At 72.8% G+C, this 6,885-nt stretch carries 8 protein-coding genes; 3 read left to right on the top strand and 5 right to left on the bottom strand.

Annotation, left to right across the window (positions count from 1 at the left end; all coding sequences use genetic code 11):
• Positions 1 to 515: amidase family protein (locus ACSW7Y_RS15230; RefSeq protein ID WP_438127086.1), on the bottom strand; the 515-nt coding region annotated here is incomplete at its 3' end.
• Positions 516 to 643: 128 nt separating this feature from the next.
• Between ACSW7Y_RS15230 and ACSW7Y_RS15235 the strand changes: the two genes are divergently transcribed.
• Positions 644 to 943, top strand: a complete 300-nt coding sequence (locus ACSW7Y_RS15235; protein ID WP_438127091.1) for a putative quinol monooxygenase — start codon at positions 644 to 646, stop codon at positions 941 to 943.
• Positions 944 to 960: 17 nt separating this feature from the next.
• Here ACSW7Y_RS15235 and ACSW7Y_RS15240 read toward each other — a convergent pair whose 3' ends face one another.
• Entirely contained in the window at positions 961 to 1,548 is a 588-nt protein-coding gene (locus ACSW7Y_RS15240) for a dihydrofolate reductase family protein (protein ID WP_438127092.1), read from the bottom strand.
• A gap of 108 nt (positions 1,549 to 1,656) precedes the next feature.
• Here ACSW7Y_RS15240 and ACSW7Y_RS15245 point away from each other — a divergent pair, with 108 nt between their 5' ends.
• Complete coding sequence (locus tag ACSW7Y_RS15245; RefSeq protein ID WP_438127087.1) at positions 1,657 to 3,327, top strand: ABC-F family ATP-binding cassette domain-containing protein; 1,671 nt, start codon at positions 1,657 to 1,659, stop codon at positions 3,325 to 3,327.
• A gap of 9 nt (positions 3,328 to 3,336) precedes the next feature.
• Here ACSW7Y_RS15245 and ACSW7Y_RS15250 read toward each other — a convergent pair whose 3' ends face one another.
• From ACSW7Y_RS15250 to ACSW7Y_RS15260, 3 genes are all read right to left on the bottom strand, one after another.
• The gene (locus ACSW7Y_RS15250) at positions 3,337 to 3,705 is read right to left on the bottom strand and encodes a YciI family protein (RefSeq protein WP_438127088.1); all 369 of its coding nucleotides are present in this window, start codon (positions 3,703 to 3,705) and stop codon (positions 3,337 to 3,339) included.
• 61 nt (positions 3,706 to 3,766) lie between these two features.
• Entirely contained in the window at positions 3,767 to 4,249 is a 483-nt protein-coding gene (locus tag ACSW7Y_RS15255; RefSeq protein WP_438127093.1) for a gluconokinase, read from the bottom strand.
• 80 nt (positions 4,250 to 4,329) lie between these two features.
• A complete protein-coding gene (locus ACSW7Y_RS15260) occupies positions 4,330 to 5,859 on the bottom strand; it encodes a GntP family permease (protein WP_438127089.1) in 1,530 nt (509 codons plus the stop codon).
• A gap of 223 nt (positions 5,860 to 6,082) precedes the next feature.
• Here ACSW7Y_RS15260 and ACSW7Y_RS15265 point away from each other — a divergent pair, with 223 nt between their 5' ends.
• Positions 6,083 to 6,790 (top strand): FadR/GntR family transcriptional regulator, encoded by a 708-nt coding sequence (locus ACSW7Y_RS15265; RefSeq protein WP_438127090.1) that lies wholly within the window; start codon positions 6,083 to 6,085, stop codon positions 6,788 to 6,790.
• The last annotated feature ends 95 nt before the right edge of the window (positions 6,791 to 6,885 follow it).

A 6,885-nucleotide genomic window follows, 5' to 3' on the forward strand; every position in this document is an offset into this window, starting at 1 on the left:
GCAGGGAGCAGCCCGGCGGCGACCGCCACCGCGGCCCCGCTCGAGCTCCCGCCCGGCGCTCGCGCGATGTCGTACGGGTTGCGGGTGGTACCGAAGCGGGTCTCGGAGGACGACGACATCCCGAACTCGGGCGAAGCCGTCTTGCCGAGACTGATGCTGCCCGCTGCGTCCGCCGCGGCGACCAGCGGGTGGTCGGCCGGTGCAGGCTGCGCCCGGAGGCTGGTCGTGCCGTTGCGGGTGACGACGCCCGCCCGGTCGTACAGGTCCTTGTCGGCGGCCGGGAGGCCCCACAGCGGTCGCGACGTCGGCACCCGTTCGCCGAGGTGGTCGGCCCGGTCGCGTGCGGCCTCGGCCGTCACGGTCACGAATGCGCCGAGTCCGGCTCCGGCGGGTCCGTCCGCGTCGAACCGATCGATCCGAGCGAGGTAGTGGTCGACCGCCTCGCAAACGGTCACCTCACCGCGACGGACCCAGTCCCAGAGTTCCTGGGCGGACAGGTGGTGCAGTTCGAACACGGGGCAAGCCTAGGCGGCGTCGATCGCTGGTCTCCCTCGCTCGCCCGCCCTGTGCGCGGATCCGGAACACCACAGCGCGCCGACGGGTTGTCCCCCGCGTCCCCCGACGAAAGGTGTCCGACGTGACGATGACCGTCCTGCTCGAGGTGCAGCTCCGCGCCGACCTGCCCGCCGACGAGGTCGAGACCGCGATCCGCGCGACGCTCGCCCAGACCCGGGCCTTCCCGGGCAACGAGTCGCTGGAGGTGATCGTCGAGGACGCCGACCCGCAGCACGTCGTGGTCGTGGAGCGCTGGGCGACGGCGGCCGATCACTCGGCCTACGTCGCGTGGCGTGCCACCCCGGAGGGCGCGGCCCGCGAGCTCGCGTCGGTCATCGCCGGACCGCCGTCCACCCGGACCTTCGACCGGTCCATCACGCTCGACTGACCGCCCGCTGCGCGTCGTCAGCCGCGGACGCGCCGGTACCGGACGTGCGTCGTCAGTGGCGAGTGCAGCACCTCGACCGGTTCGAACCCGAACTCCTGCGCTCCGTCGAAGATGCGCTCGCCACTGCCGAGGAGCACCGGCGCGATGTCGAGCGTCAGCTCGTCGACGACGTCCGCCGCGAGCGCCTGCCGCACCGTCGACGCTCCCCCGGCGATGTCGACACCCCGACCGTCGGCGGCCTCGACCGCGCGGGCGTAGGCGGTGTCGAAGCCGTCCGTGACGAAGTGGAACGTCGTGCCGCCGGCCATCTCGATCGGCTCGTGCTCGTGGTGGGTGAGGACGAAGACGGGCGCGTGGTACGGCGGTTCCGGACCCCACCAACCGTCCCACGGCTCGTCCCACGCTCCGCGGACCGGACCGAACATGTTGCGGCCCATCACGTAGGCACCGCGCGGGCGCATGAGCCACTCCGCCGCGGTCCGGTCGGCCTCGCCCACCTCGACCCCCGGCATGTGCCAGGTGTGGAGTTCGCCGCCGCGGACGCCGAGTGGGTGGTCGCGGCTCTGGTCCGGGCCGGCGACGAAGCCGTCGAGCGAGATCGACATGTGGCACGTGGTGTCGGTGGTGGTGTCCTCGGGCATCGCCTGCTCCTCGTCGACGGTGGTGCCTCGATCATGGCAGGCGGAACGCTCCGGGGATGGGACGATTGGCGGATGACCGCCACGCTCGTCGCCAAGGACCTCGCCGGCGGGTACGCCGCACGCACCCTCTTCGAGGGCGTCGACCTCACCGTGGCTCCCGGTGACGTGATCGGCGTGGTCGGCGTGAACGGCGCCGGGAAGTCGACGCTGCTCCGACTGCTGGCAGGCGTCGACGAGCCGCTCGCAGGCATCGTCACCACGTCTCCAGCCGATGCGTTCGTCGGGTGGCTGCCGCAGGAGCACGACCGGGTCGAGGGCGAGACGGTCGCGGCGTACGTCGCGCGTCGGACGGGCAGCACGGCGGCGTCGGAGACCATGGACGCAACGGCCGCTGCGCTCGGGGACCCGGGCGCAGGCGACGCCGAAGCGGACGCCTACTCCGTCGCGCTCGAGCGGTGGCTGGCGTCGGGCGCGGCAGACCTCGAGGACCGGCTCCCCGCCGTCCTGGCCGAACTCGGGCTCGGGACCGGTGACGAACCGGGCTCGATCGGCGTCGGCCCGGACTCGCTCATGACCTCGCTGTCCGGTGGCCAGGCCGCCCGGGTGGGCCTCGCGGCGCTGTTGCTCTCGCGCTTCGACGTCGTCCTGCTCGACGAGCCGACCAACGACCTCGACCTCGACGGCCTCGCGCGGCTGGAGCAGTTCGTCCAGGGGCTGCGGGGCGGCGCGGTGCTGGTGAGCCACGACCGCGAGTTCCTCGCCCGCTCGGTGACCGCGGTGCTCGAGCTCGACCTGGCACAGTCGTCGAACCGGCTCTTCGGTGGCGGCTACGACTCCTACCTGGAAGAGCGTGCGATCGCCCGGCAGCACAAGCGCGACGCCTACGAGGAGTACGCGGCGACGAAGGCCGACCTCGTGTCCCGCGCCCGCACCCAGCGCGAGTGGTCGAGCCAGGGTGTCCGCAATGCCATGCGGAAGAACCCCGACAACGACAAGATCCGACGGCGCGCCGCGAGCGAGTCGAGTGAGAAGCAGGCGCAGAAGGTCCGCCAGATGGAGTCGCGCATCGCCCGGCTCGACGAGGTCGAGGAGCCGCGCAAGGAGTGGCGCCTGGAGTTCACCATCGGGCAGGCGCCCCGGTCGTCTGCGGTCGTCGCCACCCTCGCCGATGCCACCTTCACGCAGGGCGACTTCACGCTCGGCCCGGTGTCACTGCAGGTCGACGGCGGGGACCGCATCGGCATCACCGGCCCGAACGGCGCCGGCAAGTCGACGCTGCTGCGCGCGTTGCTCGGCCGGCAGGCACCCACCACCGGATCGGCGTCGCTCGGGTCGAGCGTCGCGGTGGGCGAGGTCGACCAGGCGCGCGCCGCGTTCTCCGGCGCCGAGTCCCTGGCGGGGGCGTTCGAGGCCCTCGTCCCCGAGTACGCGACCGCCGACGTCCGGACCCTGCTGGCGAAGTTCGGCCTCAAGGCCGACCACGTCGGGCGAGCCTGCGCGGACCTGTCGCCGGGCGAGCGCACGCGTGCCGGACTGGCACTGCTGCAGGCTCGGGGCGTGAACGTGCTCGTGCTCGACGAGCCGACGAACCACCTCGACCTCGCGGCCATCGAGCAGCTCGAGCAGGCGCTCGAGTCCTACGACGGCACGCTCCTGCTCGTCACGCACGACCGGCGGATGCTCGACACCGTCCGGCTCGACCGGCACTGGCACGTCGAGGACGGTCGCGTCTCCGAGCGCTGAGCCCGCGGCTCAGGACGTCGACGGCACCCCGTGCGCCGAGCCGTCCGAGCCGCCGTCGCGCACCCACGAGCCGGCGACCGGTCGCACCTCGACGAAGCCGCCCTGCACGGTCGCCGGGTTCGCACGGGCGATCGCGACCGCGGCGTCGAGGTCGTCCGCCTCGATCACCCCGATCCCGTCGAGCGGGGTGGCGTCGGCGGCTCCCGGGGCCGGACCGTCGGCGTCGATCCGCACCGTGTCGTCCGCCGGCCCGAACGCGAACGCGGCGACGAGCACGCCGGACCCGATGAGGTCGTCGGCGTGACGGTCGTGGGCGGCGAGGTCGTCCTGCGACGGGTTGCCGGAGCCACCGTGGATGATGACGACGAAGTGCGGCATGCTGCGAGTGTGCTCTCCGGACGTGGCGCTGTCCGGCCGCTCGCGGTCGGTGGACCGCCCCTCAGCGCACAGCGAGTCCGAGGCGTTCGACGACCTCGTCGGCCTCCTCGTCCGGCGTGCGGTCCGCGGCGACGGTGACGTGCGCCTCGTCCGCTCCCGGCAGCTCGAGCGTCGCGAGCTGCGAGGCGAGCAGCGACGTCGGCATGAAGTGCCCTGACCGGGACGCCATCCGGTCGGCGATGAGCGCACCGTCGCCGGCGACGTGCACGAACACGACCCCGGGCGCTCGGAGCACGTCCCGGTAGGAGCGCTTGAGCGCCGAGCACGTGACGACCCCCGGCGTCCCGGCGTCGAGGTGGTCCCGGATCCACCCGGCGACGACGTCGAGCCACGGCCACCGGTCCTCGTCGGTGAGGGGCGTGCCGGCCTGCATCTTGTCGACGTTCGACCGCGGGTGCATCGCGTCACCCTCGGCGAAGTCCCACCCGAGCCGATCGGCGACGGTCGCGGCGACGGTGGACTTGCCCGACCCGGAGACGCCCATGACGACCAGCACGCGAGCGTCCAGCACCCCGGACACGCCGGCGCCCGCACCCGCGCCCGCGCCGGCGCCCGCGCCCGCGGTCACAGGAACACCCCGGCCAGCAGGACGCCACCGAGTCCCAAGACCGAGATGAGGCACTCCAGCACCGTCCAGGTCTTGAACGTCTGCCCGACGGTGGTGCCCAGGTAGCCCTTCACGAGCCAGAACCCGGCATCGTTCACGTGCGAGAGGAACACCGAACCGGCACCGATCGCGAGCACGAGGAGCGAGGTCATCGGCTGCGACAGGTCGCTGGCGATCGGAGCCATGATGCCGGCGGCGGTCACGGTGGCGACCGTCGCCGAACCCGTCGCGACCCGGACGAGCGCCGACACGACCCAGGCGACGAGCAGCACGGAGATGCCGGAGTCCTTCACGGCGTCGGCGATGACCCCGCCGATCCCGGTGTCGATGAGGACCTGCTTGAACCCACCGCCGGCACCGACGATGAGCAGCACCCCGGCCACCGGCGGGAGGGCACTCTCGAGCGACTTCGACACGGCCGAGCGGTCCATGCCGCCACCGATCGCGAAGAAGACCATCGCGAAGACGGCAGCGATGCCGATCGCGATCATCGGCGTCCCGAGGAAGTCGAGCACGCTCACCCACGAGCCGGCGGCGTCGGGTGCGACGGCCTCGCGGATCGCCTGGGCGAGCATGAGCACCACCGGCAGCAGGATGCCGACGAGCGCCGTGGTGAAGGACGGGCTGCGCGGCTCGCTGATGACGCGGGTGAAGTCGCTCTTGCCGTTCGGCAGGGACGCGGTGTCCTGCGTGGCGGGGCCGCGCCGCGCCTCCCGTCCGGCCGACGCGGGGTCGTCGTGACCGCCGGCCGATCCGCGGGAGCCGAACAGGTCGGGGGCGGGGATGTCGACCCAACGCGCGGCGAAGCGCGCGAAGACCGGGCCGGCGAGCACGATGACCGGGATCGCCAGGACGATGCCGAAGGCGAGGGTCGTGCCGAGGTTCGCGCCGACCGTGGAGATCGCGACGAGCGGGCCGGGGTGCGGCGGCACGAAGGCGTGCATCGTCGACAGGCCGACGAGCGCCGGCACGGCGATCTTCATGATCGGCACGTCGCTGCGCTTCGCCACGAGCACGATGATCGGGATGAGGAGGACCAGGCCGACCTCGAAGAACATCGGGAGACCGATCAGGGCTCCGATCAGCGCCATCGTCCACGGCAGCGCGGCCTTCGACGACCGGCGGACGAGGGTGTCGACCACGCGGTCGGCTGCGCCGGAGTCGACGAGGAGCTTGCCGAACATCGAGCCGAGGCCGACCAGGATGCCGACACTCGTCATCGTCGCGCCGAAGCCGTTGCCGAAGCTCGTGACCGCCTTGTCCGGGGCGAGCCCCGCACCGATGCCGACGCCGAGCGCGCCGATCGTCAACGCGATGAACGGGTGGACCTTGAGCCACGTGATGAGCGCGATGATGACGACGATGCCGATCAGCGCGGCGATGATCAGCTGCGCGACGGGCCCGGACGGGTCGACGGTCGGCGCCGCACCGCCCTCCGCTGCGAGGACGGTCGTGTGGGCGGTGGCCGCCGTGAGCGCGTGAGGCATCTGCGCCCCTTCCTGGAGTCGCGTCCGCGGGACTCCGTCGTCTTCTCGTGCCGGTCCGGATGCTGCTCCGGGCCGATCGTTCCGGCTGGTCCGCCGGTTCGAATAATCTGATTAATCAGACTATACGATGATCCGCAGCGCGGCACCCGCCCTCCGGCGCAGTCTGCCGCTTCGATGGACACGACGTCACGGCCCCGCGTGACGCGTACTGCACGGAGGAACGATGCCCCCGCCCCGCGGACTGCACGCCCAGGTGCTCGACACCCTCGGGCAGCGGATCGTCGACGGGGCACTCTCCCCGGGGACGGTCGTCCGGCCCGAGCTCGTGGCCGCGGAGTTCGCCGTCTCGCGGTCGGTCGTCCGCGAGGCGCTGCGCGTCCTCCAGTCGCTCGGCCTCGTGGAGCCCAGGCAGCGCATCGGGACGCAGGTGCTCGGCATCGGGTCGTGGGAGTTGCTCGCACCGACGGTCATCCGGTGGCGCGGCGCCTCCCCCGCGTACTTCGTGCAGCAGCGGGAGCTCCTCGAGCTGCGGCTCGGGGTCGAGCCGGTCGCTGCGTCGCTCGCAGCTGTCACCCCGCACACGCCAGCCGTCGAGGCGGTCGCGGCGGCGGCCTCGGACATGATCGCGGCGTGCGACCGTGATGACAGTCGCGCCTACCTGGAAGCCGACGTCCGGTTCCACCGGGCGCTCCTCGCCGCGTCCGGGAACGCCGTGTTCACGCACTTCGCGGGGACGGTCGAGGCCCTGCTGCGGACGCGCACCTCGGAATCCCGCGACACGATCACGCGGTGGACCCGGGACGCCGCGGCTCGGCACGACGCGGTGGCTCGGGCGATCGCCGGCGGCGACGCGACCGAGGCATCGTCCGCCGCGGCGGACCTGGTGCGGGTGACGCGGGACGAGTTCATCGCGGAGGCGCCGGCGCGCTGAGCGTCTGGGGTACGGGGCGCGCGGGCGGGCGGGTGCTCGGGTTGCTCGGGTTGGTCGCACGACATGCCGCCGGTGGGTCACGCTGGTCGCACGAC

It is taken from the genome of Curtobacterium flaccumfaciens (assembly GCF_051548005.1).
In the GTDB taxonomy this organism is placed as follows: Bacteria; Actinomycetota; Actinomycetes; order Actinomycetales; family Microbacteriaceae; genus Curtobacterium.